26 protein-coding genes are annotated in these 25,997 nt (G+C 64.8%); 15 read left to right on the top strand and 11 right to left on the bottom strand.

What is annotated here, in order from left to right:
• Positions 1 to 4: 4 nt before the first annotated feature.
• Genes ureE through ureG form a run of 4 tightly spaced genes read left to right on the top strand, consistent with a single transcriptional unit; the run spans position 5 to position 2,368 of the window.
• Complete coding sequence (gene ureE / locus CAF78_RS19480; RefSeq protein ID WP_085676940.1) at positions 5 to 490, top strand: urease accessory protein UreE; 486 nt, start codon at positions 5 to 7, stop codon at positions 488 to 490.
• A gap of 23 nt (positions 491 to 513) precedes the next feature.
• A complete protein-coding gene (locus CAF78_RS19475) occupies positions 514 to 1,059 on the top strand; it encodes a HupE/UreJ family protein (RefSeq protein ID WP_085676939.1) in 546 nt (181 codons plus the stop codon).
• Entirely contained in the window at positions 1,059 to 1,733 is a 675-nt protein-coding gene (locus CAF78_RS19470) for an urease accessory protein UreF (protein ID WP_085676938.1), read from the top strand. Before CAF78_RS19475 ends, CAF78_RS19470 begins: the two co-directional genes overlap by 1 nt.
• A gap of 11 nt (positions 1,734 to 1,744) precedes the next feature.
• Entirely contained in the window at positions 1,745 to 2,368 is a 624-nt protein-coding gene (gene ureG, locus CAF78_RS19465) for an urease accessory protein UreG (RefSeq protein ID WP_027916761.1), read from the top strand.
• Positions 2,369 to 2,373: 5 nt separating this feature from the next.
• Here ureG and CAF78_RS19460 read toward each other — a convergent pair whose 3' ends face one another.
• Together CAF78_RS19460 and CAF78_RS19455 are read right to left on the bottom strand one after the other, a co-directional pair.
• Positions 2,374 to 3,102, bottom strand: coding sequence for a thioredoxin family protein (locus tag CAF78_RS19460; RefSeq protein ID WP_085676937.1), 729 nt, complete (start codon positions 3,100 to 3,102; stop codon positions 2,374 to 2,376).
• A gap of 169 nt (positions 3,103 to 3,271) precedes the next feature.
• Positions 3,272 to 3,934, bottom strand: a complete 663-nt coding sequence (locus CAF78_RS19455; protein WP_085676936.1) for an HAD family phosphatase — start codon at positions 3,932 to 3,934, stop codon at positions 3,272 to 3,274.
• 95 nt (positions 3,935 to 4,029) lie between these two features.
• On the opposite strand from CAF78_RS19455, the gene lexA reads away from it, so the two are divergent.
• Genes lexA through CAF78_RS19435 form a run of 4 tightly spaced genes read left to right on the top strand, consistent with a single transcriptional unit; the run spans position 4,030 to position 9,769 of the window.
• Complete coding sequence (lexA, locus tag CAF78_RS19450) at positions 4,030 to 4,647, top strand: transcriptional repressor LexA (RefSeq protein WP_177408552.1); 618 nt, start codon at positions 4,030 to 4,032, stop codon at positions 4,645 to 4,647.
• On the top strand, positions 4,647 to 5,267 hold the full coding sequence (gene imuA / locus CAF78_RS19445) for a translesion DNA synthesis-associated protein ImuA (protein WP_085676935.1): 621 nt from the start codon (positions 4,647 to 4,649) through the stop codon (positions 5,265 to 5,267). Before lexA ends, imuA begins: the two co-directional genes overlap by 1 nt.
• Before the next feature lie 6 nt (positions 5,268 to 5,273).
• Positions 5,274 to 6,692, top strand: coding sequence for a DNA polymerase Y family protein (locus tag CAF78_RS19440; RefSeq protein WP_085676934.1), 1,419 nt, complete (start codon positions 5,274 to 5,276; stop codon positions 6,690 to 6,692).
• Positions 6,689 to 9,769, top strand: a complete 3,081-nt coding sequence (locus tag CAF78_RS19435; RefSeq protein WP_085676933.1) for an error-prone DNA polymerase — start codon at positions 6,689 to 6,691, stop codon at positions 9,767 to 9,769. The genes CAF78_RS19440 and CAF78_RS19435 overlap by 4 nt, the downstream gene beginning before the upstream one ends.
• 111 nt (positions 9,770 to 9,880) lie before the next feature.
• On the opposite strand, the gene CAF78_RS19430 is transcribed toward CAF78_RS19435, so the two are convergent.
• Both CAF78_RS19430 and CAF78_RS19425 read right to left on the bottom strand, forming a co-directional pair.
• Complete coding sequence (locus CAF78_RS19430; protein ID WP_085676932.1) at positions 9,881 to 10,702, bottom strand: aldo/keto reductase; 822 nt, start codon at positions 10,700 to 10,702, stop codon at positions 9,881 to 9,883.
• Complete coding sequence (locus CAF78_RS19425) at positions 10,690 to 11,595, bottom strand: LysR family transcriptional regulator (protein ID WP_085676931.1); 906 nt, start codon at positions 11,593 to 11,595, stop codon at positions 10,690 to 10,692. The genes CAF78_RS19430 and CAF78_RS19425 overlap by 13 nt, the downstream gene beginning before the upstream one ends.
• Before the next feature lie 140 nt (positions 11,596 to 11,735).
• On the opposite strand from CAF78_RS19425, the gene CAF78_RS19420 reads away from it, so the two are divergent.
• From CAF78_RS19420 to CAF78_RS19410, 3 genes are all read left to right on the top strand, one after another.
• On the top strand, positions 11,736 to 12,434 hold the full coding sequence (locus tag CAF78_RS19420) for a CoA transferase subunit A (RefSeq protein ID WP_085676930.1): 699 nt from the start codon (positions 11,736 to 11,738) through the stop codon (positions 12,432 to 12,434).
• Positions 12,435 to 12,469: 35 nt separating this feature from the next.
• Complete coding sequence (locus tag CAF78_RS19415) at positions 12,470 to 13,126, top strand: CoA transferase subunit B (protein WP_027916751.1); 657 nt, start codon at positions 12,470 to 12,472, stop codon at positions 13,124 to 13,126.
• Between the two features lie 148 nt (positions 13,127 to 13,274).
• On the top strand, positions 13,275 to 14,693 hold the full coding sequence (locus CAF78_RS19410; protein WP_085676929.1) for a short-chain fatty acid transporter: 1,419 nt from the start codon (positions 13,275 to 13,277) through the stop codon (positions 14,691 to 14,693).
• A 122-nt stretch (positions 14,694 to 14,815) separates the two neighbouring features.
• On the opposite strand, the gene CAF78_RS19405 is transcribed toward CAF78_RS19410, so the two are convergent.
• Positions 14,816 to 15,709, bottom strand: coding sequence for a dihydrodipicolinate synthase family protein (locus CAF78_RS19405; RefSeq protein WP_085676928.1), 894 nt, complete (start codon positions 15,707 to 15,709; stop codon positions 14,816 to 14,818).
• Between the two features lie 32 nt (positions 15,710 to 15,741).
• Positions 15,742 to 16,524: an aldolase gene (locus tag CAF78_RS19400; protein WP_085676927.1), complete on the bottom strand. Its 783-nt coding sequence runs from the start codon at positions 16,522 to 16,524 to the stop codon at positions 15,742 to 15,744.
• Positions 16,525 to 16,677: 153 nt separating this feature from the next.
• Between CAF78_RS19400 and CAF78_RS19395 the strand changes: the two genes are divergently transcribed.
• Positions 16,678 to 17,220: a helix-turn-helix domain-containing protein gene (locus CAF78_RS19395; RefSeq protein WP_085676926.1), complete on the top strand. Its 543-nt coding sequence runs from the start codon at positions 16,678 to 16,680 to the stop codon at positions 17,218 to 17,220.
• A gap of 10 nt (positions 17,221 to 17,230) precedes the next feature.
• Positions 17,231 to 18,016 (top strand): AraC family transcriptional regulator, encoded by a 786-nt coding sequence (locus CAF78_RS19390; protein ID WP_085676925.1) that lies wholly within the window; start codon positions 17,231 to 17,233, stop codon positions 18,014 to 18,016.
• On the opposite strand, the gene CAF78_RS19385 is transcribed toward CAF78_RS19390, so the two are convergent.
• The gene (locus CAF78_RS19385) at positions 18,009 to 18,590 is read right to left on the bottom strand and encodes a LysE family translocator (protein WP_085676924.1); all 582 of its coding nucleotides are present in this window, start codon (positions 18,588 to 18,590) and stop codon (positions 18,009 to 18,011) included. The two genes, CAF78_RS19390 and CAF78_RS19385, sit on opposite strands and share 8 nt — an antisense overlap.
• A 260-nt stretch (positions 18,591 to 18,850) precedes the next feature.
• On the opposite strand from CAF78_RS19385, the gene CAF78_RS19380 reads away from it, so the two are divergent.
• Positions 18,851 to 20,422: a TerC family protein gene (locus CAF78_RS19380; protein ID WP_085676923.1), complete on the top strand. Its 1,572-nt coding sequence runs from the start codon at positions 18,851 to 18,853 to the stop codon at positions 20,420 to 20,422.
• On the opposite strand, the gene rarD is transcribed toward CAF78_RS19380, so the two are convergent.
• Both rarD and CAF78_RS19370 read right to left on the bottom strand, forming a co-directional pair.
• Positions 20,385 to 21,272 carry an EamA family transporter RarD gene (rarD, locus tag CAF78_RS19375; protein WP_085676922.1) on the bottom strand — a complete coding sequence of 296 codons (888 nt, stop codon included), beginning with the start codon at positions 21,270 to 21,272 and terminating at the stop codon, positions 20,385 to 20,387. The genes CAF78_RS19380 and rarD overlap by 38 nt on opposite strands.
• A gap of 32 nt (positions 21,273 to 21,304) precedes the next feature.
• Positions 21,305 to 22,891: a cyclic diguanylate phosphodiesterase gene (locus CAF78_RS19370; RefSeq protein ID WP_085676921.1), complete on the bottom strand. Its 1,587-nt coding sequence runs from the start codon at positions 22,889 to 22,891 to the stop codon at positions 21,305 to 21,307.
• Positions 22,892 to 23,193: 302 nt separating this feature from the next.
• Between CAF78_RS19370 and hppD the strand changes: the two genes are divergently transcribed.
• On the top strand, positions 23,194 to 24,270 hold the full coding sequence (gene hppD, locus CAF78_RS19365) for a 4-hydroxyphenylpyruvate dioxygenase (protein WP_085676920.1): 1,077 nt from the start codon (positions 23,194 to 23,196) through the stop codon (positions 24,268 to 24,270).
• A 20-nt stretch (positions 24,271 to 24,290) separates the two neighbouring features.
• On the opposite strand, the gene CAF78_RS19360 is transcribed toward hppD, so the two are convergent.
• A complete protein-coding gene (locus tag CAF78_RS19360; protein WP_085676919.1) occupies positions 24,291 to 25,097 on the bottom strand; it encodes a CSS-motif domain-containing protein in 807 nt (268 codons plus the stop codon).
• Between the two features lie 135 nt (positions 25,098 to 25,232).
• Complete coding sequence (locus tag CAF78_RS19355) at positions 25,233 to 25,916, bottom strand: type 1 glutamine amidotransferase domain-containing protein (RefSeq protein ID WP_085676918.1); 684 nt, start codon at positions 25,914 to 25,916, stop codon at positions 25,233 to 25,235.
• Positions 25,917 to 25,997 lie beyond the last annotated feature (81 nt).

Below are 25,997 nucleotides of genomic sequence, written 5' to 3'. Positions count from 1 at the left end.
GAAGATGATTGTCCTGACCCGCCGGATCGAAGCATCCGACACCGTCACCGGGAGTGTGACCCTGGACGTCGACAGCCGCATCAAGAGCCGCCTGCGCGTGACCCTCGACGACGGCCGCGAAGCCGGCCTGATGCTCGAACGTGGCCACCTGCTGCGCGGCGGCGAGTTGCTCGCCGACGCCTCGGGAGACCAGGTGATCCGCGTACTGGCTGCACCTGAAGCCGTATCGACCGTGCGCTGTGCCGACCCGCACCTGCTGGCCCGCGCCGCCTACCACCTGGGCAACCGCCACGTCCCGCTGCAGATCGACCCGGGCTTGCTGCGTTACCAGCATGACCATGTGCTCGACGACATGCTGCGCGGCCTGGGCCTGACGGTGGAGGCCGAGCAGGCGCCGTTCGAACCGGAAGCCGGCGCCTACCAGAGCGCACCGCACAGCCACAGCCACGGCAACGACCATCCGTTCGTACGCCTGCCAGCCCATTCCTGAATCGCTCATCCAAGGAGCCCACAATGAAGAAGATTTTCGCCCTTGCCCTGCTGATGGTCGCACTGCCGGCCTTCGCCCACCCAGGCCATGACGGCAGCCCGCTGCACGACGGCCTGCTGCACCCGCTGACCGGCCTCGACCACCTGCTGATGCTGCTGGGCACCGGTGTGCTGGCCGCACTGACCCGGCGCAACCTGACCCTGCCGCTGGCTACCCTGGCCTCGATGTTCGCCGGTGCCGTGTGCGGCCACCTGTTTGGCGATGTGCTGGGCATGGAGACCCTGATCGCGGTGTCGGTGCTGGTCGCCGCCGCTGCCGTGCTGCTGCCCAGCCGCCAGCTGCTGCTGGCCCTGGCCATGCCGGTGTTCGCCCTGTTCCACGGCTGGGCCCATGGCGTCGAAGCCACGCCAAGCGCCTTCTGGATGTTCAGCGCTGGCTTCGTCACCGTCAGCGGCCTGCTGCTGGCCGTCGGCTTCGGCGTCGGTTGCCTGCTGCGTCGCCACAGCGGCCTGCAGAAGGCCTTCGGTGGCGGCATGCTCGCCGGTGCCGCCCTGGTGCTGGCCGGTTGATGAACAGCGACCTGGCACTGCTGCGCCTGCTGCAGCTGGCCAGCCCCGGCTTGCCGGTGGGTGGCTTCACCTACTCGCAAGGGTTGGAGTGGGCCGTTGAAGCGGGCTGGGTGCGTGACACCGCCAGCTTCAGCGCCTGGCAACGCGAGCAGCTGCACGACACCCTGGCGTGTCTGGACTGGCCCGTGCTGGCGCGTCTGTACCGCGCCTGCGAGCTGGGCGATGCGGCCGCCTTCGCGCACTGGAGCGGCTTTCTGCTGGCCAACCGCGAAACGGCCGAACTGCGCCTGGAAGAACAGCAACGCGGCTCGGCCCTGGCACGCCTGCTCGATGGCTGGCAGTTGGGCCAGGACCCGGCCTGGCGCGCCAGCCTCGAACTCAGCCAGCTCGGTGGCATGGCCTGGCTCGCCGCACACTGGCAGATCCCGCTGCGCCAACTCGCCCTTGGACATGCCTTCGCCTGGCTCGAGGGTGCGGTGATGGCCGGGGTCAAGCTGGTGCCGTTCGGCCAGCAGGCGGCGCAGACCCTGCTGCGCGACCTGGGCGCCGAACTGCCCGGCGCGCTGGACCAGGCCCTGGCCTTGGCCGATGACCAGCTCGGCGGTGGCCTGCCGCTGCTGGCAATCGCTTCTTCGCGTCACGAAACCCAATACACCCGTTTGTTCCGTTCCTGAGGACTGCCTACATGCAAAGCTATCAGCAACCCCTGCGCGTCGGTGTCGGCGGCCCGGTCGGCTCTGGCAAGACCGCGCTGCTCGAATGCCTGTGCAAGGCCATGCGCGATCACTACCAGATCGCCGTGGTCACCAACGACATCTACACCAAGGAAGACCAGCGCATCCTCACCGAGGCCGGCGCCCTGGAGCCTGAGCGTATCGTCGGTGTCGAGACCGGTGGCTGCCCGCACACCGCCATCCGCGAGGATGCCTCGATGAACCTGGCGGCGGTCGAGGCGCTGGCGCGCAAGTTCGGCAACCTTGAGGTGATCTTCGTCGAGAGCGGTGGCGACAACCTCAGCGCCACCTTCAGCCCGGAGCTGGCCGACCTGACCATCTATGTCATCGACGTGGCCGAGGGCGAGAAGATCCCGCGCAAGGGTGGCCCCGGCATCACCAAGTCGGACTTCCTGGTGATCAACAAGACCGACCTGGCGCCCTACGTGGGTGCCTCGCTGGAAGTGATGGAGCGTGATACCCAGCGCATGCGCCCGCAGCGCCCCTGGACCTTCAGCAACCTGAAGAAGGGCGAAGGCCTGCAGGCGGTGATCGATTTCATCGTCGAGCGCGGCATGCTGGGCGTCAGGGGCTGACTCCATCAGTCGTGGCAGCAGTGCGGTTTGCCGGTTTGCTCCGTGTAGCGATCATGGTGCCGCACCCAGTCCATGGTCCCGGCTTCGTTGCGCCCCAGCGGGGCGATGTCGAGGAAGTTGTAGGTGTTGACCAGGATGTCCAGGCCGCGGGCGTAGGTGGAGTAGGTGTGGTAAAGCGTGCCGTCGGCGTCTTTGTAGAAGGCGCTCAGGCCTGGCAGTTCGGCCTCGTTGCCAGTGTAAGGCTCATAGTTGTACTGGCGTGGGCCCTCGGTGCCGACGCTGACGCCGAAGTCCTCGTTGAAACCGCTGCCGTGCGATGAATACCAGGGGAAACGCCAGCCCATGCGCTGGCGGAAGGCCTGGAATTCGGGGTAGGGCGCGTGCGACACGGCGACCAGCGAGACGTCGTGATGGGCCAGGTGCAGGTTGGCGCCATCGAAATGATCGGCCAGGAACGAACAGCCTGGGCAGCCTTCGCTCCAGCCGTCGGCAAACATGAAGTGATAGACCAGCAGTTGACTGCGCCCGGCAAACAGGTCGGCCAGGCTCAGCTCGCCATCCGGGCCCTGGAAGCGGTAGGGCTGCTCGACCTTGACCCAGGGCAGGGCACGGCGGGCAGCGGCGAGTTCGTCGCGCTGGTGGGTGAAGGCCTTTTCGTGCAGCCAGAGTTGGCGGCGGGCGGCCAGCCATTGGGCGCGAGAGGCGACCGGGTGGTTTTGATCGGGGGTGCTCATGGTGCTGACTCCGCTGTGGGGTTCAGCTAGTGGTCGATTTGGCGGGTAGGGAATCGACAGCCCTGATGGATGGGCGATGAGTGGTCCAGGGTGCCTGGCTGGAGATGTGTGGCGCCTGTGAGATCGAGCGCCGCCCGCGCGGCGCTCGATTTGTGCCCCTATCAATAACTCAAGGCGAGCACAGGGTCTCGATCAACGCCCACAGCGCTGGATCATTGAAATCCTTCACCACCAGCTTCGCGCCGGCAGCTAGCAACCGTTCCGGCGTCTGGGTGGTAGCCACCCCCACGGTAAAGATCCCGGCCCCACTCGCAGCAGCCACTCCCGGCAACGAATCCTCGAACGCCAGCGCCTCACCCGCCATCGCCTCCAGTCGCTGCAGCCCGGTCAGGTAGGGCAGCGGATCAGGCTTGGGCCGCTCCAGCTCCTCGGCCACCAGCACATGCTCGAAGTGTGCCCCAAGCCCCATGGCGGTGAGCATGTGCTCGGCATTGAGCCGCGGTGCATTGGTCACTACGCACATGCCGATGTCCCAGGCCCGCGCATGGTCCATCAGGCGCAGCAGGCCGGGCATGGGCTGCAGCACCGGTGACAGTTCACGGAACAGCGCTTCCTTGCGGTCGGCCAGCGCCTGGCGCTCGGCCGTATCGGCCAGTGGAAACAAATCGGCAAACAGTTCGCCATTGGCCCGGCCGCTGACCTGGGCATCGAATTGTTCCTGGGTCAGCTCGCGGCCGTCATGGTCGTGAAGGAGTTGGCGAAAGGCCTGCAAATGCAGGGTATCGGTGTCGGTCAAGGTTCCATCGAGATCGAACAGCAGGGCAGTCAGCATCAGGTATCCAGGTATTCAAAAAAACAAACGCCAGGGGATGATAACCAAACCTGGTGACAAAGGGGGCTGTTCAGCGTGCGCCGAAAAGAGTACAAATGTACTCCATGGACAATCTCACCCCAAAACGCCGTGCAATACTCGACTTCATTCGCGAGCGCATTGCCGATCACGGCCAGCCACCGAGCCTGGCCGACATCGCCAGCCGCTTCGGCTTCGCTTCGCGTAGCGTGGCGCGCAAGCACATCACCGCGTTGTGCCAGGCCGGCTACATCGACGTCACGCCAAACCAGGCGCGGGGCATTCGCCTGGCCGAACCCCTGCGCCGTCCGGAAATCCTCGAAATTCCCGTTCTGGGGCAGGTGGCAGCCGGTGCGCCAATCGGCCCGGACCTGGGCACTCACGAGCAATTGCTGCTCGACCCCAGCCTGTTCCGCCGCACCCCGGACTACCTGCTCAAGGTGCGCGGTGATTCGATGATCGACGACGGCATCTTCGACGGTGACCTGGTCGGCATCCGCCAGCAGGGCGAGGCACGTGACGGCCAGATCGTGGTCGCGCGCCTGGACGGCGAAGTCACCATCAAGCGCCTGCAGCGCCAGCCCGGTGGCTACCGGCTGTTGCCGCGCAACCCGGCTTATGCGCCGATCGACGTAGGCCCTGAGCGCGAGTTCTTCATAGAAGGCGTGTTCTGCGGCCTGCTGAGGCGCGACTGATGGGCGCGGTGGTCGATCTCGATCGGCTGCTCGACCAACGCCAGGTCTGGCGCGGGCGGCAGGGCCAGGCGCGCCCGGCCGGCTTGCAGCCCACGGGGCATGCGATGCTCGACCAGCGCTTGCCGGATGGCGGCTGGCCGGCCGCAGCCCTCAGCGAGTTGCTGTTGGCCAGCCCGGGTTGTGGCGAGTTGCAACTGCTCTGGCCAACGCTGTCTCGTCTGACCACTGAGGGCGGGCGGGTGGTGCTGGTGGCACCGCCCTTCATTCCCTATGCGCCGGCCTGGCAGGCCGCCGGTGTGGACCTGCGCTGGCTGGTGCAGGTCGATGCCGGGCAGACCGATGCCCTGTGGGCGGCCGAACAGTGCTTGCGTTCCGGCAGCTGCGCGGCGGTGCTGTGCTGGCCGGAGCGTGCCGATGACCGCGCCCTGCGCCGCCTGCAGGTGGCCGCCGAGACCGGGCAGGCACTGGCCTTCGCCTGTCGGCCGCAACAGGCTGCGCACAACCCGTCGCCCGCCGCGCTGCGCATTGCCGTGGATACGCGCCCGGCACAATGGCGCGTACTCAAGTGCCGTGGCGGCATGCCACCGGCCATGCCCATCGCCTGCCCAGGGCGGGGCTGATGCATCATGCTCTGGGCCTGCATTCTCCTGCCTCAGCTGGCGCTGGACGCGATCCTGCGCGAGCGTGACGACGCCGATACACCACTGGTGCTGATCGGCGGCCCCGTTCAGCGTCGCCTGTTGCAAGCCGTCAACCCTGCGGCAGCGGCGCTTGGCCTGCGGGCGGGGCAGACGCTGACCGCCGCGCGGGCCCTGGCCGATGGTTTCCACTGTGTCGAGGCCGACCCGGCCCGCATCGAGCAACTGCAGCAGTTGCTGGCGGCCTGGGCCTACCGCTTCAGTGCCCAGGTAAGCCTTCACTACCCACGTGCACTGTTGCTCGAAGTTGGCTCCAGCTTGCAGCTGTTCGGCCCCTGGCCATTGTTCGAGGCCCGCCTGCGTGAGGAACTGGCAGCACTGGGCTTGCGCCAGCGCATCGTGCTTGCCACCAACCCGGTTGCGGCCCGCATGCTTGCCAACGGCCACGACGGCCTGGCACTGACCTGCGCCGAACAGACCCGGGCGGCGTTGGCACGCATGCCGATCGAGCGGGTCGGGTTGCCAGCCGACGCTGCCGAAGCCTTTGCCCGCATGGGCCTGCGTCAGTTGGGGCAGGTGCTGGCCTTGCCGCGCGATGCGCTGGCCAGGCGGTTTTCCGCCCAGGTGCAGTTGCACCTGGACCAACTGCTCGGTTTGCGTTCCATGGGCCTGGACTTCTATCAGCCGCCGGACCGCTTCGAAACGCGCCTGGAACTCAACTTCGACGTCGAATCGCACCAGGCCTTGCTGTTCCCGCTGCGGCGCATGCTCAATGACCTGGCCGCCTTCCTCGCCGGGCGTGATTGCGGCGTGCAGCGCTTCTGCCTGTACCTGGAGCACGTCGAAGGGCCGGACACCTGCTTGCAAGTCGGCCTGCTGGCCGCCGAGCGCGACGCCGCCATGCTCTTCGAACTGGCCCGCGGGCGCTTGGAGCCACTGCGTATACCGGCACCGGTGCGCAACCTGCGGCTGGTCGCCGACGACCTGCCAGCCTTCGTGCCCCAGCACCAGGCCCTGTTCGACCCCCGCGCCAAGCAGGCCCAGCCCTGGGAGCAATTGCGCGAACGCCTGCGTGCACGCCTGGGTGATGAAGCCGTCAAAGGGCTGCGCGCCGAAGCCGACCATCGCCCCGAATGCGCCTGGCAGCCAGCGCAGCAGGGCGCCCAGGGCAGCCTGCCGGCCTTGCCCGGTAGCCGCCCTGGCTGGCTGCTGCCCACGCCACAGGCCTTGGACGCGGCTGGCCACACGCTGCTGGGCCAGGCCGAGCGCATCGAGTCGGGCTGGTGGGACGGTGGCGACGTGCGCCGTGACTACTACCGCATCGAAACCCGCGATGGCCTGCGTGGCTGGGCCTATCAAGACCTGGCTCAACCTGGCCCGCTGTGGCTGCAGGGCTGGTTCGCATGAGCACGCCGGGCTACGCCGAACTGCATTGCCTGTCCAATTTCAGCTTTCAGCGCGGTGCATCGAGCGCCGAAGAGCTGTTCCGCCGCGCCCGCGAGCAGGGCTACCAGGCCCTGGCGATTACCGACGAGTGCACCCTGGCCGGTATCGTGCGCGCCTGGCAGGCAGCCAAAGAACAGCAGTTGCGCCTGATCGTCGGCAGCGAAGTGCGCCTGCAGGATGGCCCCAAACTGGTATTGCTGGTGCAGGACCTCACGGGTTACCAGAACCTCTGCGCCCTGATCACCCGTGCCCGGCGGCGGGCCGAAAAGGGTGACTACCAGTTGTTCGCCGACGATCTGCAGCAGCACCATGAGGGGTTGCTGGCGTTGTGGATTGCCGATGATCCCGATGACCTGGCGACTGGCCGCTGGTTGCGCGGCGTGTTCGCCGAACGCTTGTGGCTGGGCGTACACCTGCACCGCGGCAGCGAGGATGACCGGCGCCTGGCCCGCCTGCGCGAACTGGCAGCTCAGCTGGGCCTGCGCGCGGTGGCCTGCGGTGACGTGCACATGCACGTGCGCGGACGGCGGGCGCTTCAGGACTGCATGACCGCGATCCGCCAGCACTGCAACGTGGCCGAGGCAGGGCGCCACCTGTTCGCCAATGGCGAGCGCCACCTGCGAACGCTGGAGCAACTGGCCGATCTGTACCCGGCAGACCTGCTGGCCGAGAGCCTGGTCATCGCCGAGCGTTGCCGCTTCGACCTGGGCGAACTGCGCTACGAGTACCCGCGCGAACTGGTGCCCGAGGGTTACACGCCCGCCAGCTGGCTGCGCGAATTGTGCCAGCGTGGCTTGCCCCTGCGTTGGCCGGCAGGGCCGAGCCACAAGGTGCGCGCAGTGCTGGACAAGGAGCTGGCGCTGATCGAGGAGCTGGGTTACGAGCGCTATTTCCTGACCGTGCATGACATCGTCGCGTTTGCCCGCAGCCAGCACATTCTCTGCCAGGGGCGTGGCTCGGCCGCCAATTCGGTGGTGTGTTTCGTGCTGGGCATCACCGAGCTCGACCCGATGGAGCATCGCCTGCTGTTCGAGCGCTTCCTGTCCCGCGAGCGTAACGAGCCGCCTGATATCGACGTGGACTTCGAGCATGACCGGCGCGAAGAGGTGATCCAGTACGTGTTCCGCCGTTATGGCCGGCACCGCGCCGCGCTGACCGCCGTGGTCAACACCTATCACGCGGCCGGCGCTGTTCGCGATGTGGCCAGGGTGCTGGGCCTGCCGGCCGACCAGGTGGATGCCCTGGCCAAGTGCTGCGGCCGCTGGAGCGACCGTATCCCGGACGATCAACGGCTGGCAGAGGCCGGCTTCGAACCGGGCAGCCCATCGCTGCGGCGCATCCTGGTGCTGGCCGGCGAACTGATCGGCTTCCCCCGTCACCTGTCCCAGCACCCGGGTGGCTTCGTCATTTCCGAACAACCGCTGGACCAGCTGGTGCCCGTGGAAAACGCCGCCATGGCCGAGCGCACGGTGATCCAATGGGACAAGGACGACCTGGACATGGTCGGCCTGCTCAAGGTCGATGTGCTGGCCCTGGGCATGCTCAGCGCCTTGCGCCGCTGTTTCGACCTGCTGCAGCGGCATCGCGGTCGGCAGCTGACCCTGGCGACCATCCCCGGCGAAGACCCTGCCACCTACGCGATGATCAGCCGCGCCGAGACCATGGGCGTGTTCCAGATCGAATCGCGGGCACAGATGGCCATGCTGCCGCGGCTCAAGCCCAATACCTTCTATGACCTGGTGATCGAGGTCGCCATCGTGCGCCCCGGGCCGATCCAGGGCGACATGGTTCACCCCTACCTGCGCCGGCGCCTCAAGCAGGAACCGGTCACTTACCCTTCGGAAAAACTCAAGGAAGTCTTTGAACGCACGCTGGGCGTGCCGCTGTTCCAGGAGCAGGTGATGGAACTGGCCATGGTCGCCGCCGACTACAGCCCCGGCGAAGCCGACCAGCTGCGCCGCAGCATGGCGGCCTGGAAGCGCCACGGCGGGCTGGAGCCGCATCGCCAGCGACTGGTCGAGGGCATGCTGCGCAACGGTTACGACCTGGCGTTCGCCGAGCGCATCTTCGAGCAGATCAAAGGCTTTGGCAGTTACGGCTTCCCCGAGTCCCACGCAGCCAGTTTCGCCTTGCTGTGTTACGCCAGCAGCTGGCTCAAGTGCCATGAGCCGGCGATCTTCACCTGTGCGCTGATCAACAGTTGGCCGATGGGTTTCTATAGCCCGGACCAGTTGTTGCAGGAGGCGCGCCGGCAAGGGATCGAGGTCCGCCCTGTGGATGTGTTCCATAGCGAATGGGACTGCACCTTGGAGCCGGACCCTCAAGGCAACCTGGCCCTGCGCCTTGGCTTGCGCCAGGTCCGTGGCTTCAGCGAGGCGGATGCCCGCCGGCTGGAGCAGGCGAGGGCACAGCGCCCCTGGCGGGATGTTGAAGACCTGTGCTTGCGTGCCGGCCTCGACAGCCGAGCCCGCGCCCGGCTGGCCGATGCGGGCGCGCTGCGAGCGCTGGCGCGTGACCGGCACCAGGCGCGCTGGCAGGTGGCAGCGGTGCAGCCGCAGTTGCCGCTGTTCGCCGAGGTGCAGGCATTGCCGGAGGCGAAAGTCGCGTTGCCCGCGCCAACGGTTGGCGAGGACCTGGTTGCCGATTACCACACCTTGGGCACTACCCTGGGCCCGCATCCGCTGAGGCTCTTGCGCTCACGGTTGCGGGCACTGGGCTGTCGCAGTTCCGCTGAGCTGGCGGGGGTCGAGCATGGCGATGCGATTGCCGTGGCCGGGCTGGTGGTGGGGCGGCAGCGGCCGCAGACCGCCAGCGGGGTAACCTTCGTCACCCTTGAGGATGAGCATGGCATGGTCAATGTGGTGGTCTGGCGTGACCTGGCCGAGCGCCAGCGGCGGGCGCTGGTGGGCTCGCAGCTGCTCAAGGTGAGCGGGCGGCTGGAGCAGGAGAACGGGGTTCGGCACCTGATTGCGCGGCGGCTGGAAGACATCAGCCCCTTGCTGCAGGGGCTGGATGTGAAAAGCCGGGATTTTCACTGACATTGATGACCCCTTCGCGGGCAAGCCCGCTCCCACAAGAGATCACTGAACCTGAAGGTTATTGAATTCCTGTGGGAGCGGGCTTGCCCGCGAAGGGGTCAACTCGGTCTGTCAGACCATCGCCAGATGCTGCTTGCGCGTCGGCGCAGGAAACGCCCGGTCGATCGCGCGCAGGTCTTCACTGGTCAAGGTCAATGCCCCGGCAGCCGCATTCAACCGCACATGCTCCGCTGACACCGCCTTGGGGATGGCAATCACATCACTCTCCCGGGTCACCCACGCCAGGCTGACCTGCGCCGGCGTCGCCCCATGGCGTTCGCCGATCTCGCTCAGCACCGGGTGCTGCAACAGCTTCCCGGCCTGGGCCAGCGGGCAGTAGGCCATGGTCGGCAAACCGCGCTGGCGGCTCCACGGCAACAGGTCGAACTCGATGCCGCGCTGCGCCGGGTTGTACAGCACCTGATTGGTGGCGCATTCCGGGTTGTGCAGCTCGCGCAGGTCATCCACATCGAAATTGGACACGCCCCAATGGCGGATCTTGCCCTGCTCGCGCAAGCGCTCGAATGCCTCGACCGTTTCCTCAAGCGGATACTGGCCCCGCCAGTGCAGCAGGTACAGGTCGATCATATCGGTACCCAGGCGCTTCAGGCTGCGTTCGCAGGCGTCAGGCACGCCACGTCGGCTGGCGTTGTGCGGGTAGACCTTGCTGACCAGGAACACCTGGTCGCGGCGCCCGGCAATAGCCTGGCCGACCACTTGCTCGGCGCCGCCCTCGGCATACATTTCGGCGCTGTCGATCAGGGTCAGGCCTTGTTCGATGCCTTGTTGCAGGGCGCTCACTTCGGCGGCCTTGCGGGCCGGGTCTTCGCCCATGTACCAGGTGCCCTGGCCAATGGCCGGCACCCTGCAACCTGCCAGTTTCACGTAACGCATGTCACCTCCGGAGTCTGGGTATGGGAAAGCAGTACCTCGAGCAGCGCCTGGGCTGCGGTGGAAAGCTTGTGATCGGCCAGCGCGATCACGCCGATGCGCCGTTCCACGGCGGGCTCGACCAGTGTCACGCACCGCGCGCCGAGCTCTTGCATCTGGTTGATACACAGCGCCGGTACCGCGCTGACGCCCAGGCCGCTGGCGACCATGCGGCCGATGGTCGACAGCTGGTGGCTTTCGAACGCCACCGCCAGCTTGCCGTGGCGTGCCGCGACGTACTGCTCGAGCAGCAGGCGCACCGCCGACGGGCGTTGCAAGGCGATGAAGTCCTCCGCCAGCAGTTGCGCCCAGGTCGCCTGGGTTTGCGTGGCCAGCGGTGAGTCGGCCGGCACCACGGCGACGAAACGGTCCATGTACAGCGGGTGGAAGTTCAGGCCTTCGGTGTTTTCCGGCTCGAAGCCGATGCCCAGTTCGACGCGGCGATGGCGCACCAGTTCCAGTACTTGTTCGTTGATCACGTCATGCACCGTGACGTTGACCTTGGGGTACCGCTGGCGGAACACCTTGAGCGAATGCGGCAACAGGTTGCCGGCAAAGGCCGGCATGGCCGCCACCGAGACACGGCCAAGCTGCAGGGTGAAGCGCTGGCGCAGCATCTCTTCGGTGTCATCCCAGTCGGCCAGCAGGCGCCGGGCCAGCGGCAGCAGCACCTCGCCCTCGGCGGTCAGGCTGACGCTGCGGGTGGTGCGGGTGAGCAGGGCGCCGCCGAGGTTGTCCTCCAGGGCCTTGATGGTCAGGCTCAGGGCCGGTTGTGACACATGCAGGTGTTCGCCGGCCTGGGCGAAGCTCTGGTACTTGGCGACAGTGACGAAGGCGCGCAGTTGCTTGACGTTCATGACAGCCTCGGTCGCTGTTTTGGAAAAGTTATCAATCGATGATGAAAACAAAATTAACAAATCAGTCGCCAGCGGTGAAGATGGCTGCACACGCTCACCGACAGCCTCGTCGGTTCAACAACTACAAAAGGCGGATCAGCATGGCCGGACTGGACAAGCGCGTAGCAACCTATGAAGAGGCCCTGGCAGGCCTGACCGACAACATGACGGTACTGGCCGGCGGCTTCGGCCTGTGCGGCATCCCCGAAAACCTCATCGCCGAAATCAAGCGCCGTGGTGTCAAGGGCCTGACCGTGGTCTCCAACAACTGCGGTGTCGACGGCTTTGGCCTGGGCGTGCTGCTGGAAGACCGGCAGATCCGCAAGATGATCGCCTCCTACGTCGGCGAAAACGCCGAATTCGAGCGCCAGCTGCTCAGCGGCGAGCTGGAGGTCGAGCTGACCCCGCAAGGCACCCTGGCCGAGAAGATGCGTGCCGGCGGCGCCGGCATCCCGGCCTTCTACACCGCCACCGGCTACGGCACCCCGGTTGCCGACGGCAAGGAAGTGCGCGAGTTCAAGGGCCGCAAGTACATCCTCGAAGAGTCCATCACCGGCGACTTCGCCATCGTCAAGGGCTGGAAGGCCGACCACTACGGCAACGTGGTGTACCGCAACACCGCACAGAACTTCAACCCGCTGGCGGCCACTGCCGGCAAGATCACCGTGGTCGAAGTGGAAGAGATCGTCGAGCCTGGCGTGCTGCTGCCCAGCGAAATCCACACCCCGGGCATCTTCGTCGATCGGGTGATCGTCGGCACCTTCGAAAAACGCATCGAAAAGCGCACCGTCAAGGCCTGAGCGCCGTCCATCAGAACAACAAAGAGATCCTGACCATGGCACTGACCCGCGAACAGATGGCGCAACGCGTCGCCCGTGAACTGAAGGACGGCTACTACGTCAACCTCGGCATCGGCATCCCCACCCTGGTGGCCAACTATGTGCCGGCCGACATGGACGTGATGCTGCAGTCCGAGAACGGCCTGCTCGGCATGGGCGAATTCCCTACCGAAAGCACCCTCGATGCCGACATGATCAACGCCGGCAAACAGACCGTCACCGCCCGCCGTGGCGCGTCGATCTTCGACTCGGCGCAATCGTTCGCCATGATCCGTGGCGGTCACGTCGACCTCACCGTGCTGGGCGCTTTCGAAGTGGACGTGGAAGGCAACATCGCCTCGTGGATGATCCCCGGCAAGCTGGTCAAGGGCATGGGCGGCGCCATGGACCTGGTGGCCGGTGCCGAGAACATCATCGTCACCATGACCCACGCCTCCAAGGATGGCGAGTCCAAGCTGCTGCCGCGCTGCAGCCTGCCGCTGACCGGTGCCGGCTGCATCCGCAAGGTGCTGACCGACCTGGCCTACCTGGAGATCGAAGACGGCGCCTTCATCCTGCGCGAGACTGCGCCGGGGGTGAGCGTTGAAGAAATCATCGAGAAAACCGCCGGCAAGCTGATCGTGCCGGACGATGTGAAGGAAATGACCTTCTGACATAGAAGGTACACGTTATACCTGTGGGAGCGGGCTTGCCCGCGAATGCGTCGGTACATTCACCGCCGCATTCGCGGGCAAGCCCGCTCCCACAGGGTTTTTGCGCTTCTGCAGAAAAATCCGATAAAACCAATAAAAGGAAGTAACCGTGGCCGCTGAAATCCAAGACAGCCGCTCCGCCCGCTTTGCCCTGCGCTGTTCCAACTGGGCCGAGCGCTGGTTCCCCGACTCCTGGGTATTCGCTGCCCTGGCCGTGCTGCTGGTGTGCATCGGCGCCCTGGCCATGGGTGCCAAGCCGACCGACACGGCCAAGGCCTTTGGCGATGGCTTCTGGAGCCTGATCCCGTTCACCATGCAGATGGCCTTCGTGGTCATCGGCGGCTATGTGGTGGCCAGCTCGCCACCCGCCGCCCGCCTGATCGACCGCCTGGCGCGCATCCCCAGCAATGGCCGCTCGGCGGTGTGCTGGGTCGCGCTGATCTCGATGCTGGCCTCGCTGCTCAACTGGGGCCTGTCGCTGGTGTTTGGCGGCCTGCTGGTCCGTGCCCTGGCCCGCCGCACTGAACTGAAGATGGATTACCGCGCCGCCGGTGCCGCTGCGTACCTGGGCCTGGGGGCCGTCTGGGCGCTGGGCCTGTCGTCCTCGGCCGCGCAGTTGCAGGCCAACCCGGCCAGCCTGCCGCCTTCTATCCTGTCGATCACCGGCGTGATCCCGTTTACCGATACCATTTTCCTCTGGCAGTCCGGGGTGATGCTGGCGGCCCTGGTGATCGTCTCGCTGGTGATCGCCTATGCCACGGCACCTGGCCCGACCAGTGCGCGCAGCGCCGAAGATTGCGGCGTCGACCCCAGCTTCACCGCGCCGCCAGCCCCCAAGCGCACCCGCCCAGGCGAGTGGCTGGAGCACAGCCCGATCCTGATCCTGATGCTGGTGGCCCTGGCCGGCGGCTGGCTGTACCAGGAGTTCGCCACCAAGCCGGCGATCACCGCCATTTCAGGGCTGAACACCTACAACCTGCTGTTCATCATGCTCGGTGCCTTGCTGCACTGGCGCCCGCGCAGCTTCCTCGATGCCGTGGCGCGTGCCGTGCCGACCACCACCGGGGTGCTGATCCAGTTCCCGCTGTATGGCTCGATCGCCGCGATCCTCACCCAGGTCAAAGGGGTGGATGAACAGACCCTGGCCCACCACATTTCGCTGTTCTTCACCCAGATCGCCACCCATGACACCTATGCGCTGCTGATGGGCGTGTACTCCGCCGTGCTGGGCTTCTTCATCCCGTCCGGCGGTGGTAAGTGGATCATCGAAGCACCGTACGTGATGCTGGTGGCGAACGACCTGCAGTACCACCTGGGCTGGGCGGTGCAGATCTACAACGCCGCCGAGGCGCTGCCGAACCTGATCAACCCGTTCTACATGCTGCCGCTGCTGGGCGTGCTGGGATTGAAGGCGCGTGACCTGATCGGCTTCTCGTTCGTGCAGTTGCTGGTGCATGTGCCGCTGGTGCTGGTGTTGCTGTGGGCGCTGGGTACCACGTTGCAGTATGTGCCGCCGGTGATGCCATGAGGTAAAGGCTGAGACGACTGACTTTTGTGGGAGCGGGCTTGACCCGCGAAGCAGGCGCTGCAGTGCCTGGCACCGGCTTCGCCGGTGTTCGCGGGCTAGCCCGCTCCCACAGGAGAAACACGTCAGTCTTTGATGCCGAGTCCTTGCAACAATGCCGCCAAGGTCGCGCGCCCTGGCTCATCCAGCCCGAACACCGGTCGCCGTGGCTCACCCACCGGCAAGCCGGTCAGCCCCAAGCCCGCTTTGATGGTCGCGGGCAGCCCGCCTTTCAGAATGAAGTCGAGCAACGGCAGTTGCCGGTAGAACAGCGCCCTGGCCTGCGTCAGGTCTCCCTCGAGTACCGCCTGGTACAGCGCCTGGTTCAACGCCGGAATCAGGTTCGGTGCCGCCGTGCACCAGCCCTTGGCCCCGGCCACGAACGCTTCCAGCGCCAGCGGGTTGCAACCGTTGTAGAACGGTACCTGGCCCTCGCCAAGCAGTTGCAGCTTGTGCATGCGCTGGATGTCGCCCGTGCTTTCCTTGACCATGGTCACATTGGCCACTTCGCGGACGATGCGCAGGATCAGCTCCACCGGCATGTCGGTGCCGCTGGTGGCAGGGTTGTTGTAGAGCATGATCGGGATATCGATGGCGTCGCCGATGGCGCGGTAGTGCTGGAGGATCTCGGCTTCGCTGAGCTTCCAGTAGGCGGTTGGCAATACCATCACCGCGTCGGCGCCATGGGCCTGGGCAAAGCGGGCGCGGCGCACGGCGCCGGCCGTGGTCAGGTCGGAGACGCTGACGATGCTGGGCACACGTTTTCCAATCTGGGCGAGGCTGTACTCGGCCACCTGCTGCCATTCGCTGTCGCTGAGGTAGGCCCCTTCGCCGGTGCTGCCCAACGGGGCGATGGCCTGCACGCCGCCGTCGATCAGGCGTTCGATGGACTGCCCCAGTGCGGGCAGGTCGAGTTGTTCGCCACCGGCGCTGAAGGGGGTGATGGTGTAGCCGATGATGCCGTGGAATTCGCTGGTCATGTTTTGGGCTCCGCAAGCAAGGCGTTCTGGGATCAGTTCAGGCAGTCGGCGTGCGCACGCAGGCTCTGCCGGGCAAAGTAGTTGAAGGCGGCGGCATGGCGCTTGGGCCGGTCGATCCAGTCGTGGGCTTCGCGGCCCAGTGCCGGGTCGATGGGCTTGATGGTGCCGGCCGCCATCGCCAGCAACTGCAGGCGCGCGGCGCGCTCGATCAGCTGGGCGTACACGCAGGCCTGCTCGATGCTGGTGCCGGTGGACAGCTGGCCATGGTGCGAAAGCAGGATGGCGCGCTTGTCAGCCAGCGCGGCGCTGATGATCTCGCCTTCCTCATTGCCCACCGGCACGCCCGGCCAGGCTTCGAGGAATGCGCAATCGTCGTAGAGCGGGCACAGGTCCATGTGCGAAACCTGCAGTGGGACTTCCAGCATCGACAGGGCGGCTACGTGGGTCGGGTGGGTGTGGATGATGCAGTTCACATCTGCACGGGCGCGGTATACCCAGCTGTGGAAGCGATTGGCCGGGTTGGGCATGCCCTGGCCTTCGAGCACTTCAAGGTCCTCATTCACCAGCAGCAGGTTGCTGGCGCTGATTTCGTCGAAACCCAGCCCCAGCTGCTGGGTGTAGAAGGTGCCGGGTTGCGGGCCGCGGGCGCTGATCTGCCCGGCCAGACCGGAGTCGTGGCCGTGATCGAACAGAATTCGGCAGGTCAGGGCCAGCTTTTCCCGTACAGTCCACGTATTATCGGCAAGCGAGCCTTGCATCTGCGTCAGCGCCTGCTGGACCAGTTGGTCCTTGCTGTGTGTCAGGGTCTTGGCCATTGGGGATTCCTCTGTGGCGTGATGAGCGATGTCGGCGCTGGCCCGCTGCGAAGCTTTGGTCGGTTGAGCAACGGGTTAGCGCATGACACAAATAATCCTATATGACACAAAGTGTCATAAGCAAGCCTGTGGAACCGGGAAAAAGCGCGTCGCATGTCTAACCGATTGAAACTGTTGAGAAAGAAACTGGGTGTCACGCTGGAGGCGCTGGCCGATAAATCCGGCATGACCAAGAGCTACCTGTCCAAGGTGGAGCGCGGCCTGAACACGCCGTCGATCGCTGCTGCGCTGAAGCTGGCGCGGGCGCTGAACGTCAACGTCGAGGAGCTGTTCGCCGAGGAGCAGGCCGGGCAGGGCCGCTACAGCCTGGTGCGCCAGGGCGAGCGCCAGGCGCTGGTGGGCGATGGCCACGGGCCGGGCTATGCGGCGTTGACCAACCAGGTCGGGCAGCGCAGCCTGATGCCGTTCCTGATCCAGCCGCCGACCGAATTCAGCGACCCGACCTTCAAGGAGCATGAAGGTGAGGAGTTTCTGTTCGTCCACGCCGGCCAGGTGGAGGTCGACTTCATGAACGAGCGGGTGTTGCTGGCGCAGGGTGATGCGCTGCACTTCAACGCCCAGACACCACACCGCCTGCGCTCGGTCGGCGAGCAGCCGGCGCAGCTGCTGGTGGTGGTGCACCACGACGGCGAATGAGGGCAGGGCGATGATCGAGGTGTCGCGGTTCTGGCGGGATCCGGCATTGCCCTTCGTCGAAGCCCGGCGCGTGGGGGACGGGCGCAAGGTCTGCTACGCCGCCCATTCCCATGAGAGCTTTTCCATCGGGGTGATCACCGGGGGGCGCAGTACCTACCTGAGCGGTGCCAGCCAGCGCGAGGTGATGGCCGGTACCACGGTGCTGATGAACCCAGGTGTGGTGCACACGTGCAACCCGATCGCCGGGCAGCCGTGGTCGTACCTGATGCTGTTCGTCGACATGCCGTGGTTGCAGGCTCGGGGCTTCGCCCTGCCAGCGCAGACCTTCAGCACCTGTGCCGGGTTGTACAGCCGGCTGCTGCAACTGTTTGCCGACCTGTTCGATGCTGAACTGAGCGATCGAGAAGCACGGCTGCTGGCTTTTTTCACAGACCTCCCGGGCTATCTGCGCACCCGTGTGCACGAGGTGCGAAGTGAGCATCCACCCCTGGATGCGGCGGCGGCGTTCATTCGTGCGCACCGCAGCGACCCGTTGAGCCTTGCAGATATCTGTGCGGCGTGCGGCCTGTCCCGGTCCTACCTGATTCGTGCGTTCCGCCAGCGCTTCGGCCTGACGCCCCATGGCTACCTGCTCGACCAGCGGGTGCAACAGGCGCGTGCACAACTGCGCCGTGGCCGGGCGATCGCCGAGGTGGCACTGGAGGCAGGGTTTTGCGACCAGGCGCATCTGCAGCGCGCCTTCAAGCAGCACCTGGCGGCGACACCCGGGCATTACCGCGCGGGCGGCATCAGATGAGCAGATAGGCCGCACTGCCCACCAGCAGCACTGCCAGCCCCCGATTCAGCCACTGGAGATACCGTGGCTCGTGCAGATACTGCCGGACCACACTCCCGGCCCAGGCCCAGCAGGCCACCGAAACGAAACAGATCGGCCCGTAGATCCAGGTGAACAACCACAACAGTTGCTGTTCGCCCCCGGTATAGGCACCCACGCCCGCTACCGCCGCCAGCCAGGCCTTGGGGTTCAGCCATTGCATGGCCGCGCCATGCCAGGCCGAAGGTGCCTGCTGCTGGCCGGTCCCGCCCAGCTGGCCATCATCGCTGGCCAGTTTCCACGCCAGGTACAGCAGAAACGCCACGCCACCCCAGTGCAGTGCCACGCCCAGCAGCGGCCATTGCAACAGCAGTTCGTGCACACCCAGGCCAACCAGCACCAGCAGCAGGCAGAAGCCCAGCGTCGCACCCGTGACATGCCACAGGCTCGCCCGCAAGCCATGACGGGCACCGCTGCCAAGGGCGACGACATTGACTGGCCCGGGAGAGATCGATGCGGCAAGGGCGAAAGCGGCCATGGAAAGGGACAGGCTCATTTTCCGAAACTCCGTGTGTTGGACGAGGCCGCCATCCTGCGGCCTCAAACGGCGCGGGTATTGAAGAATAATCCCCTGCGATGCTGTTACAGCTTTTGTAATAGTTTCGCACTATCAGAAAAACCTGCTGTGCTTGTAGGATCTTCTTCCCTATTTTCGATCAAGGTCTATATGAGCACCTTCGCGGAGCCCCCCAGTCCCCGGCCCTCCCGGCCATCCTCCCGCCGTCCTCGTGACGCTTCCTTCGTGAGTACCCGCTAATGGAATGGCTAGCCGACCCTACGGCCTGGCTGGGCCTGTTGACGCTTATCGTCCTCGAGCTGGTGCTGGGTATCGACAACCTGGTGTTCATCGCCATCCTGGCCGACAAGCTGCCGCCGCATCAGCGCGACCGTGCGCGGGTCATCGGCCTGAGCCTGGCGCTGATCATGCGCCTGGGCCTGCTGGCCAGTATCTCGTGGATGGTCACCCTTACCGCGCCGCTGTTCGAGGTGTTCGGCAAGAGCTTCTCTGGCCGTGACCTGATCATGCTGTTCGGTGGTGTGTTCCTGCTGTTCAAGGCCACCATGGAATTGCACGAACGCCTGGAAGGGCACGTCACGCAAGCCAGTGGTGCAGTACGCCATGCCGCGTTCTGGCCGATCGTGGCGCAGATCGTCGTGCTCGATGCGGTGTTCTCGCTGGACGCGGTGATCACGGCCGTCGGCATGGTCGAAGAATTGTCGGTGATGATGATCGCGGTGATCTTCTCGATCGGCATCATGATTGTCGCCAGCAAGCCGCTGACCCGCTTCGTCAACGCCCACCCGACGGTAATCATGCTGTGCCTGGGCTTCCTGATGATGATCGGTTTCAGCCTGACCGCCGAAGGCCTGGGCTTCCATATTCCGAAAGGCTACCTGTACGCGGCCATCGGCTTCTCGATCCTCATCGAGCTGTTCAACCAGCTGGCCCGTGCCCGCCGCAAGCGCAGCCTGCAGCAGCACCGGCCACTGCGTGAGCGTACCGCGCATGCCGTGCTGCGCCTGCTGGGTGGCCGCCGGGTCGAGGCTGATGAAGTGGGCGATGAAATTGCCGACCTGGTCGAAGGGGGCGAAGAGCAGGTGCTGTTCGACCGCCGTGAGCGGGTGATGATCAGCGGCGTGCTGAACCTGGCCGAGCGGCCGATCCGCACGGTGATGACCGCGCGGGCCGAGGTCGACGTGATCGACCTGGCGCAGCCGGCGCAGGCCATCACCGAGGCACTGGCCAACTCGCCGTACTCGCGCCTGCCACTGATTCGCGATGGCCATATCGAGGAACCGCTGGGCTTCGTGCACAAGAAGGAGCTGCTCAAGGAGTGGCTGTCCGGCAGCCAGCCGGACCTCGAGCGCATGGCTCGGGCGCCGTTGAACCTGCTGGAGAGCTTCAGCATCCTCAACGCCCTGGAACAGATGCGTAGCCAGTCGACGCACATTGCGTTCGTGATCAACGAGTTCGGTGATTTCACCGGCCTGCTGACCATGACCGATATCCTTGAGTCGATCGCTGGCGAGTTGCCGGATGCCAGTGAGGTAGAGGGGCCGGCGATCGTCGAGGAGGGGGGCGGCTTTGTCGTCAGTGGCGCCCTGAACCTGAGCCAGGTCCAGGCACGTACCGGTTTCAGCGCCCGCGCCACCGAGGACTACCAGACCCTGGCGGGCCTGGTGATGAGCTTGCTGGACCGCCTGCCGGTGGTGGGTGATCAGCTGGCCTGGAACGGCTGGAGCATGACCGTGGTGGCGGTGGAGGAGCGCCGGGTGCGCCAGGTGCGCCTTACACCGAACGCCGACGCTGACGCAGCAGGTGCTTGAAGCCTTCGAGCACCAGCACCAGCACGGCGGCCCAGATCGGCAGGTAGGTCAGCCACTGATCCGGGCCGATGGTTTCGCCCAGCAGCAGGGCAACACCCACCAGCAGCACCGGCTCGACGTAGCTGAGCAGCCCGAACAGGCTGAACGGCAACAGGCGGCTGGCCAGCACGTAGGCGATCAGTGCACAGGCGCTGATCGCTCCGAGCAGCGGGATCAGCCCGTAGAGGCCTGGGTGCTGGTGCAGGTCGGCCGTCGACAACGGCCCCTGGGTGACGAAGTACACAGCCCATGGCAGCAACAGGCACATGTCGCACCACAGGCCACCCAGGTGGTCGGTGCGGCAGCGTCGGCGCAAGACGAAGTAGATCGGGTAGCCGATCATCACCAGCAAGGTCTCCCAGGCGAAGCTGCCATGCTGGTACAGCTCGTGCCCGACGCCCAGTGCGGCGCAGCTGACCGCCACTTTCTGCAGGCGTGACAGGCGCTCGCCGTAGACCAGCCGCCCGGTCAGTACCATCGCCAGCGGCAGCAGGAAGTAGCCCATCGACACTTCCAGGCTGCGCCCATGCAGCGGCGCCCAGAGGAACAGCCACAGCTGCACACCCATCAGCCACGAAGTACCGACCATGCCCAGCAGCAAAATCGGCGTCTGGCGCACGCGGGCGAGCAATTCGCCGACGCGCTTCCAGTCTTTGCTGACCAGCATGAACAGCGTGAGGCAGGGCAGCGTCAGCAGCGTGCGCCAGCCAAAGATCTCTTCGCCATCGAGCGGCGAAAGCAGGGAAGTATAGAAATACATCACGGCGAACAGACAGGACGCCATGACCGACGAAATAATGCCTTTTGACACGAATGCCTCGGATAGGGGAGTGAGCGGGTGGATCAGCCGCGCATGATCTCAGGGGGCGCGCCCTGCGGCAACCGCGCAGCACCCGGGCGTGCGGCGAGTGCACTGAGGAACTCGTCCGCTGGCATTGGCCGGGCGAACAGGTAGCCCTGCTGGAAGTCCACCCCGAAGCGCGCCAGGTAGTCTCGCTGGACGTCGGTTTCCACCCCTTCGGCAACAATGCCCAGGCCCAGTTTGCCGGACAGCTCGATGATGCTGTCGAGAATGTGCTGCGACAACGCGTCGCCACCGATCATGGCCACGAAGCTCTGGTCGATCTTCAGGTAGTCGACCTTGAACTGGCGCAGGTAGTTGAGGCTCGACTGACCGGTGCCGAAGTCATCCAGGGCAATCATCACCCCCATGTCATGCAGCTTGGCGAATAGCTCCAGGGCTACCGGTGTGGCTTCGATCAGCTTGCGTTCGGTCAGCTCCAGGGTCAGCCTTACCCGCCCAGGGGGGAAATGCTGGAGGAAGGTATGGCAGTCGTCGAGCAGGCTCAGGTCGCGGCAATGGTCGGCGGTAATGTTGATGCCGATGTGGAAGCCGTCTTCCAGCAGCGCGGCATAGGGCGCAAGGCTCTGCGCGGTGTGCAGCATCAGGGCCCGGGTCATGGCGACGATCTGGCCGCTGTGTTCGGCGTAGGGGATGAACAGGTCCGGGCGTACCAGGCCTTCACGGGGGTGGTTCCAGCGCATCAGCACTTCGGCCCCGGCCCAGCGGTAGTCACCCTTGCGCACCACCGGCTGGAAATACGGCAGAAACTCGTCCGCCTCCAGGGCCCGATGCAGTTCGGCGCGGGGTGAACTGGCCCGGCGAATCTGCCAGCGGCAGGCACTGCCAGCCACCACGCCGAGCACCAGCAGCAGGCTGAGCAGGGCCGGGTAGTGGCTGCGCAGCAGCTCGCCTTGCTTGCTTGCTTCGTAGCCACCGTGCACGCTGAACGGGTAACGGGTTGAGCCTAACGTCACATCGGCGACGGCGGCAACCGGTGGAGTACCGTCATGCACCACGCCGTCCTTGCCCATCCAGGCCTTGCCAACGCGGATCTGCAAGGCTTCCTCCGGGCCTATCAGGCGCAACGCGGTGAGCAGGTGATCGCCATCCACGGTCGTGATCGCACCGTGATCGCCAGCGCTGGCCCGGTACACCAGCAAGGCATGGCCGGGCGTTACCGAGTTGCCATTCATCAGCCATAGCCGGCCATCGGTGTAGTCATTGGCCTCGACGGGCTCGTCGAAGTCGCCGAACAGCGAGCTGCAGTACAGGTTATGGTGCTGGAACAGGTTGGTCGAACGCACGAAGGCATTGCGCGTGACCTGGCTACGCAAGGCCAGCTCAGCGTCCGCGCAGGGGCGGCCCGCCAGCGGCAACAGCGCCTGCGCGGCATTGGCGAGGTTGTCTAGAATATGATCGACATGCTCGACCACCTGGCGCGCTGTCGCCTGGCTGGTGGCGCGCAGTTCACGCTCGATCTGCCAGTTCATGACCGCCAGCCCGCAGGCGAGCGGCACCACGCCGACGATCCAGGGCAGCAGCGTGCGCCAGCTCCAGCGAGCGGGACGTTTGACCGTGAGAGGCATGCCGGGGTGATCTTCCTGATGACTGACGTGCTGAGGATAGCCGTATGTCGGCAGCGGTGGCGAACTAATGCGCGACAAAGCAATTTACGCAATGTAGAATCGATTTACGAATACAACAATAAAGTCCTTCGCTTTTGAAGGAATCACCCCCGCCGAGAATGGGTCCATATGACATACCATGGGTTCAAGCTGATCATAGGTGACTTCCTCGCCCGCAGCGTGCGCGGTATCCCGTGCTCTCCGCCATTGCCGTTCCACATCCTACGCATTCACTAATTTTCGCTGCAGATGAGGGTACGAACATGGCTGATATCTTTGATAATCCGATGGGTCTGATGGGCTTTGAATTCATCGAACTGGCTTCGCCGACGCCGGGCGTCCTGGAACCGGTATTCCAGATCCTTGGTTTCACCAAGGTAGCCACGCACCGCTCCAAGGACGTGCACCTGTATCGCCAGGGTGGCATCAACCTGATCCTCAACAACGAACCCAAGAGCATCGCCTCGTACTTTGCTGCCGAGCATGGGCCGTCGGTGTGCGGCATGGCGTTCCGCGTGCGCAACGCCCATGAAGCCTACGCCCGCGCCCTGGAACTGGGGGCTCAGCCGGTCGAGATCGAAACCGGCCCGATGGAGTTGCGCCTGCCGGCCATCAAAGGCATCGGTGGGGCACCGCTCTACCTGATCGACCGTTTCGATGAAGGCAGTTCGATCTATGATATCGACTTCAATTTCATCGAAGGCGTCGACCGCAATCCGCAAGGGGCAGGGCTGAAGATCATCGATCACCTGACCCACAACGTCTATCGCGGGCGCATGGCTTACTGGGCCGGTTTCTACGAGAAGCTGTTCAACTTCCGCGAGATTCGCTATTTCGACATCAAGGGCGAGTACACCGGCCTGACCTCCAAGGCCATGACCGCGCCTGACGGCATGATCCGCATTCCGCTCAATGAAGAGTCGTCCAAGGGCGCCGGGCAGATCGAAGAGTTCCTGATGCAGTTCAACGGCGAAGGCATTCAGCATGTGGCCTTCCTCACCGATGACCTGCTCAAGACCTGGGATGCACTGAAAGGCCTGGGCATGCGCTTCATGACCGCGCCGCCGCAAACCTATTACGAAATGCTCGAAGAACGCCTGCCAGGGCATGGCGAGCCGGTCGACCAGCTGCAGGCTCGCGGTATCCTGCTGGACGGCGCTTCCGAGCCGGGCGACAAGCGTCTGCTGCTGCAGATTTTCTCGGAAACGCTGCTCGGCCCGGTATTCTTCGAGTTCATCCAGCGCAAAGGTGATGACGGCTTCGGTGAAGGCAACTTCAAGGCGCTGTTCGAGTCCATCGAGCGTGATCAGGTGCGTCGTGGCGTGCTCAATGCCGAATGAGTGAGTGAAACGTGGCGCTGTCAGTCTTGGCTGGCGGCGCTACGCGTACGCTGGCTACGTTGCCTGAACATGCCCCAGTAGGTGATCGCGCCGGTGATGATCCCGACCAGCCCCAGGGAAGGGAACAGTTGTTTCATCATCAGGCGCGTCTCGCGTGCCGAATAGCCCTGGGCATAGCCTGCCTTGACGGTATAACCGTATTTCTTCGAAACACCTTCCTGGAAGAATTCGGCTTGTGAGGGGCGCACCGGATCGCGACTGTCGCCGTCGGTCCAGATGTATAAGTCTCCGAATTCGAGCAACAACGTCAGCCCGGTCTGAAACGCACGCAGCTCTTTGCGCAGCAGCATCCCGTAGGTCGTGGCTATAACCCCCAGATTATCTTCGCGAAGTTGGTAGGCGAGCAGCACTGAATTGGGTGTTGCAGGCGGGTCCAGCGCCAGGCGGAATTGCGACGTTGCATCCGGGAATATGCTGTCCGCTGGGTACGGCGTTTTCAAGGTGTTGCAATAGGTGCGGCCGTCAACGGTCAACGCCAGCGAGCGCAGGTGCGGCGCATTTGCAATCTGATCATGCAATTGCGCCTGGGCGCTCTCGCAGGCAGCCCCTGCCAACTTCATTGCGGCCGCCGCCGACGCGTGTATTCGATCCAGTGCGAGGTCCACCGAATAGATGGCCTCGCTGACAGAGATTCGCGCGGTTTCTTCTAGTTTCTTGTCATGCTGATAGAACATGATCATCAGCCCGGATCCGACTGGCAGCAAACTGATTGCCAATGTCAGCAACAGTTCTACCAGGCTTTGCCCTGCAGTCTTGATTCTTGACATGAGTGTCCAGCCCCCATTTCCCGAACTGCCCGAGATGGACAGCCCAGTGGAGAGCCTATGAGCCAATCACAGCGCCAGCTGTAATCCAAAAAGCTTGCGTGTTTTGCGATCTACGCCGCCAAGCTGTAGGACTCATTACTGCTTCAATGCAGCAACGACCGTTTCGGCCAGCAGGGCCGTGGAGGCGGGGTTCTGCCCGGTGATCAGCCGGCCGTCCTGCACCACGAACGGTTTCCATGGGTCCTCGTCCTTGCTGTAGATGCCACCCCGCGCACCCAGTTCGTTTTCGGTGAGAAAGGGCACCACCTTGTCCAGCTCTGCCAGTTTTTCTTCGGTGTTGGAAAAACCGGTGACTTTCCGGTCCTTGAGCAACAGGCTGTTGTCGCTGAGCTTGATATTCAACAGGCCGACCACGCCATGACAGACGGCGGCAACGATGCCATTGCTTTCGTAGATCCTGCGTGCCAGTTCCTGTAACGGCTGGTTGTCCGGGAAGTCGTACATCACCCCGTGGCCACCCGCGTAGTAGATGGCGCAGTAGTCATCTGCCCTGACCTTGCCCGGGCTGAACGATGCGCCCAGACGGTTCATGAATGATTTGTCGTCGTACCATTGCCAGTCCAGCTCCGGGGCCAATTGCAGGCTGTGCGGGTCGATTGGCACATAGCCGCCCTCAGGGCTCACGTAGTCGACGGGGTACCCGGCTTGCTGCACGACGTCGACAAAATGCACCGCTTCACCCAGCCACAGACCTGTGGCCCGCTTCAGGGTCGGGTACTTGGCCGTGTTGGTCAGTACAACCAGAATCTTCTTGCTCATCACCACGCTCCCTGGTCTGTCGTTGAAGGGCGATGCGTTCCTTGGCGCGGGGAAAACCTATTGAGCATAGCTTGCGGAGGC

It is taken from the genome of Pseudomonas sp. R28(2017), assembly GCF_002112505.1.
GTDB lineage: Bacteria > Pseudomonadota > Gammaproteobacteria > Pseudomonadales > Pseudomonadaceae > Aquipseudomonas.
The sequence above is the reverse complement of the archived record's forward strand: the minus strand, read 5'-3'. Positions and strand labels throughout refer to the sequence as shown.

What these genes read in the sequence shown, in the direction of transcription:
- ureE (WP_085676940.1), top strand. Translation starts at nt 5, where the DNA reads ATGATTGTCCTGACCCGCCGGATCGAAGCATCCGACACCGTCACCGGG.
- CAF78_RS19475 (WP_085676939.1), top strand. Translation starts at nt 514, where the DNA reads ATGAAGAAGATTTTCGCCCTTGCCCTGCTGATGGTCGCACTGCCGGCC.
- CAF78_RS19470 (WP_085676938.1), top strand. Translation starts at nt 1,059, where the DNA reads ATGAACAGCGACCTGGCACTGCTGCGCCTGCTGCAGCTGGCCAGCCCC.
- ureG (WP_027916761.1), top strand. Translation starts at nt 1,745, where the DNA reads ATGCAAAGCTATCAGCAACCCCTGCGCGTCGGTGTCGGCGGCCCGGTC.
- CAF78_RS19460 (WP_085676937.1), bottom strand. Translation starts at nt 3,102, where the DNA reads ATGAGCACCCCCGATCAAAACCACCCGGTCGCCTCTCGCGCCCAATGG.
- CAF78_RS19455 (WP_085676936.1), bottom strand. Translation starts at nt 3,934, where the DNA reads ATGCTGACTGCCCTGCTGTTCGATCTCGATGGAACCTTGACCGACACC.
- lexA (WP_177408552.1), top strand. Translation starts at nt 4,030, where the DNA reads ATGTACTCCATGGACAATCTCACCCCAAAACGCCGTGCAATACTCGAC.
- imuA (WP_085676935.1), top strand. Translation starts at nt 4,647, where the DNA reads ATGGGCGCGGTGGTCGATCTCGATCGGCTGCTCGACCAACGCCAGGTC.
- CAF78_RS19440 (WP_085676934.1), top strand. Translation starts at nt 5,274, where the DNA reads ATGCTCTGGGCCTGCATTCTCCTGCCTCAGCTGGCGCTGGACGCGATC.
- CAF78_RS19435 (WP_085676933.1), top strand. Translation starts at nt 6,689, where the DNA reads ATGAGCACGCCGGGCTACGCCGAACTGCATTGCCTGTCCAATTTCAGC.
- CAF78_RS19430 (WP_085676932.1), bottom strand. Translation starts at nt 10,702, where the DNA reads ATGCGTTACGTGAAACTGGCAGGTTGCAGGGTGCCGGCCATTGGCCAG.
- CAF78_RS19425 (WP_085676931.1), bottom strand. Translation starts at nt 11,595, where the DNA reads ATGAACGTCAAGCAACTGCGCGCCTTCGTCACTGTCGCCAAGTACCAG.
- CAF78_RS19420 (WP_085676930.1), top strand. Translation starts at nt 11,736, where the DNA reads ATGGCCGGACTGGACAAGCGCGTAGCAACCTATGAAGAGGCCCTGGCA.
- CAF78_RS19415 (WP_027916751.1), top strand. Translation starts at nt 12,470, where the DNA reads ATGGCACTGACCCGCGAACAGATGGCGCAACGCGTCGCCCGTGAACTG.
- CAF78_RS19405 (WP_085676928.1), bottom strand. Translation starts at nt 15,709, where the DNA reads ATGACCAGCGAATTCCACGGCATCATCGGCTACACCATCACCCCCTTC.
- CAF78_RS19400 (WP_085676927.1), bottom strand. Translation starts at nt 16,524, where the DNA reads ATGGCCAAGACCCTGACACACAGCAAGGACCAACTGGTCCAGCAGGCG.
- CAF78_RS19395 (WP_085676926.1), top strand. Translation starts at nt 16,678, where the DNA reads ATGTCTAACCGATTGAAACTGTTGAGAAAGAAACTGGGTGTCACGCTG.
- CAF78_RS19390 (WP_085676925.1), top strand. Translation starts at nt 17,231, where the DNA reads ATGATCGAGGTGTCGCGGTTCTGGCGGGATCCGGCATTGCCCTTCGTC.
- CAF78_RS19385 (WP_085676924.1), bottom strand. Translation starts at nt 18,590, where the DNA reads ATGAGCCTGTCCCTTTCCATGGCCGCTTTCGCCCTTGCCGCATCGATC.
- CAF78_RS19380 (WP_085676923.1), top strand. Translation starts at nt 18,851, where the DNA reads ATGGAATGGCTAGCCGACCCTACGGCCTGGCTGGGCCTGTTGACGCTT.
- CAF78_RS19370 (WP_085676921.1), bottom strand. Translation starts at nt 22,891, where the DNA reads ATGCCTCTCACGGTCAAACGTCCCGCTCGCTGGAGCTGGCGCACGCTG.
- hppD (WP_085676920.1), top strand. Translation starts at nt 23,194, where the DNA reads ATGGCTGATATCTTTGATAATCCGATGGGTCTGATGGGCTTTGAATTC.
- CAF78_RS19360 (WP_085676919.1), bottom strand. Translation starts at nt 25,097, where the DNA reads ATGTCAAGAATCAAGACTGCAGGGCAAAGCCTGGTAGAACTGTTGCTG.
- CAF78_RS19355 (WP_085676918.1), bottom strand. Translation starts at nt 25,916, where the DNA reads ATGAGCAAGAAGATTCTGGTTGTACTGACCAACACGGCCAAGTACCCG.